At 33.9% G+C, this 2,663-nt stretch carries 3 protein-coding genes; all 3 read left to right on the plus strand.

Annotated elements, in window-relative coordinates:
- Positions 1-856: 856 nt before the first annotated feature.
- Positions 857-1,393 (plus strand): hypothetical protein, encoded by a 537-nt coding sequence (locus tag QZL64_RS12750; RefSeq protein WP_021842339.1) that lies wholly within the window; start codon positions 857-859, stop codon positions 1,391-1,393.
- A gap of 59 nt (positions 1,394-1,452) precedes the next feature.
- Positions 1,453-1,938, plus strand: coding sequence for a hypothetical protein (locus QZL64_RS12755; protein ID WP_021842340.1), 486 nt, complete (start codon positions 1,453-1,455; stop codon positions 1,936-1,938).
- A 274-nt stretch (positions 1,939-2,212) separates the two neighbouring features.
- Positions 2,213-2,663, plus strand: a 451-nt coding sequence (locus QZL64_RS12760) for a hypothetical protein (protein ID WP_296309665.1), incomplete at its 3' end; no start/stop codon positions are given.

Genomic DNA, 2,663 nt, shown 5'->3' on the forward strand with positions numbered 1-2,663 from the left:
ATAAGTAAGAGTAAATGGAAAGTAGGTGAAAGTCCTCAATATTCGAGCTTGTAAAACAGAAAAATCCTCGAAAAGGTCATATGGGCAGTATACTGCATATGAAAGAATAGAGTGGCAACCACTTTAGAGTGAAAAGACTAGAAGTGTTGGGTTTGGTAACGTTCCTAAAATGACCGTATATGTGGAATATTCGATAAAGTAATCCTATGTGGTTTATTATATCTTATCAGTGTGTTTAAGCCAATTTAAGACACACATACTAGTAATAGTATATTTGTATTGACAAAGATATAACGTTTGCTAGAGAAGCCTAGAAATGTAAAGAACTAGTAGCATGTGCATATCCCTATCAATATACAGCGGTAGAAGATAGTAAAAAACGTATTGATCTTGTGACTTATTAATTAATGTCGTAAGATCTCATTAGTCTGATGTTGGGCAAGCGTGAGGGACAGTTAGTCATGACACGAACCTTCATTAGTTAATATGAAAAGTATAATTGGATAATTCTAGAGTAAGACTAGTTCCATAATGCACTAGATGAAAAAGTGTCATTTAAGAAGAGGAAGTATCTATTTAAATGTGTCTCTATGGAGTGCTAGAGTAATAGCAATAGCAGAATTACAGAGTGAAATAGAATCCAATAAGCTTATCAAGTATAAAGAATAATTTCAAGGAGTAGTCATTGAATTGACGTAGGCGATAAGATAACAGGCACCTGGGCAACAACATCCCCTATTTAGGAAATACTCCAGTAAAGAAGTTCTTTTTATTTTATTTGAGTTTATTAATCTTTAAAACAATTTAAAATGTTTCGTTGGTGGAATCAACCACGAAATCAAGGAGGAAACAAATTATGGATTATATGCGTATTAATGCCGCACAATGTGGCGCAACTTTGGGTAAATATATTTTGGTTGTAGAACGGAATCCCGTTGATACAAATTATTCAGAGGATAAGAAAAATGGTGCTTTGACTTTAAGTCGGCCTATTTATTTGTATTCAATTCGACCGATAGAGGTAACTTCAGTCGAGTTAGTAGAGTCAATGAGTAACGAACGTAAAGTTCAGTTCAACAAAGATCCGAAATTACGGCTAGATATCGCCAACATTGACGACATTACTAAAGTTATTCCAGTACCATCAGCTTCTACTGTTAAAGCAGCGATTGAGAAGTACGAACGGTCTAACAAAGAAGAAATTACTATCTTTGTAGATTATGTTAAATTAGTACCGGAAGTTATGGCCCTTAACCGGGATGAGAAGAATGTACTTCAGAGCTTCCTGAATGCTCAGATGAAGTTCTGTGGAACTTTAGCCGAAGCCAACGAGCTTGAGGCTACAGCTTGTCGTACTCGGATGAAAGAGTTAGGTATTGACGTTAATATCTAATCGCTATGTCCGAGCAAGGATTTACTATAAGTCCGTGGGCATTTAGAGATTTAACTTATATGTTTAATGATCCCATTCTTGTAGATCAATTGCTACTTACAGATGAAAAGCAAGTAGCGAAATATAAGAAAGTTAATAAAGATGGATCAATAACACTTGGTAAAACAAGTATCTCATGGTTAAATCGTCTATTTGGTGGAGAGTATGTACTTAATCCAGAGACAATTTGTCTCAGATTAATTAAGATAATAACCGGTATGGGTAGTGGTCGAAATGATGATGCATATAAAGATATGTGTGATCGTTTCTCAAATTATTATAAAGACGGAAATTATAGCTTGGCTATTTCCGCTATTTTTGTTGCGTATCGTTTTGTATTAGCTTCAGATATTAAAACAATGACTGAAGAGAACTCTACAGTTGAGAAAGGAGTTCCTAATCGGAAAAATGTTTTACTAAATGGAATACTAGTAAAAGACAATTCTGGTCAAGCTGTTGTGGTAGATTTTTCAAATCCATCACAAGTGTTATTCCGTCGTCCATAAAATAGAAAATCATAAGTAATAGCAATTATGTTTTGTGATGAATGATAGACAAATATTGCATATTACTCAAGATATTTCCTGGTAGAGAAAGAGATGAGTTAATTTCTCTACCATAACATGGGCGTAATACGGTGTGTATAATAACATACTAAGTGGGTTGGCTAGCCTCGAGAATAAGAAGAGGATGTCATTATCGATGATGAATACGCCCTCACAGGTAGTTGATAATTCAAGTATATAAATAGATGTTTAACAATTTAAAATCAATTTGTATATGAAAATTAAATCAACAGAAATTAAGGCAAAATTGGAGAAGTTAAATAAAGATATTACTAATAGCTGGATGATTATTCGAACAGAGAACTTAGTTGAGAATGGGTTCAAACGTCATTATGATATGAAAGCGTTGTTAGATGATATCAATAAGAAAGCTATAGATCGTATTCAGACAAAACTAGATCAGTTCTGTATAAATCTTGGCTTTAAGTCACGTGACGATTTTCCGAAAGATAGTATTTATCCTATTATCTTTGAGTTATCAGAGAAGAATGAACAATTTGTTCAACTAGGTATTATTATCGAGAAGTCGACGATTAATCCTACCCTAAAGATGAAGAAGGGGAAGAAGAATCTTAAACAAAATGAGGAGCTTACTCGTGATTACTTGAATAAACTTCGCAATAATCTTCAATTGGAGATTAATGGCCTAAAGAAGAAACTTGCTG

It is taken from the genome of Veillonella sp. CAG:933, assembly GCF_000431435.1.
Lineage (GTDB): Bacteria > Bacillota > Negativicutes > Veillonellales > Veillonellaceae > Veillonella_A.

Excerpts from the sequence above, each read along its gene's own strand:
- QZL64_RS12750 (WP_021842339.1), top strand. The coding sequence starts at position 857 with ATGGATTATATGCGTATTAATGCCGCACAATGTGGCGCAACTTTGGGT.
- QZL64_RS12755 (WP_021842340.1), top strand. The coding sequence starts at position 1,453 with ATGTTTAATGATCCCATTCTTGTAGATCAATTGCTACTTACAGATGAA.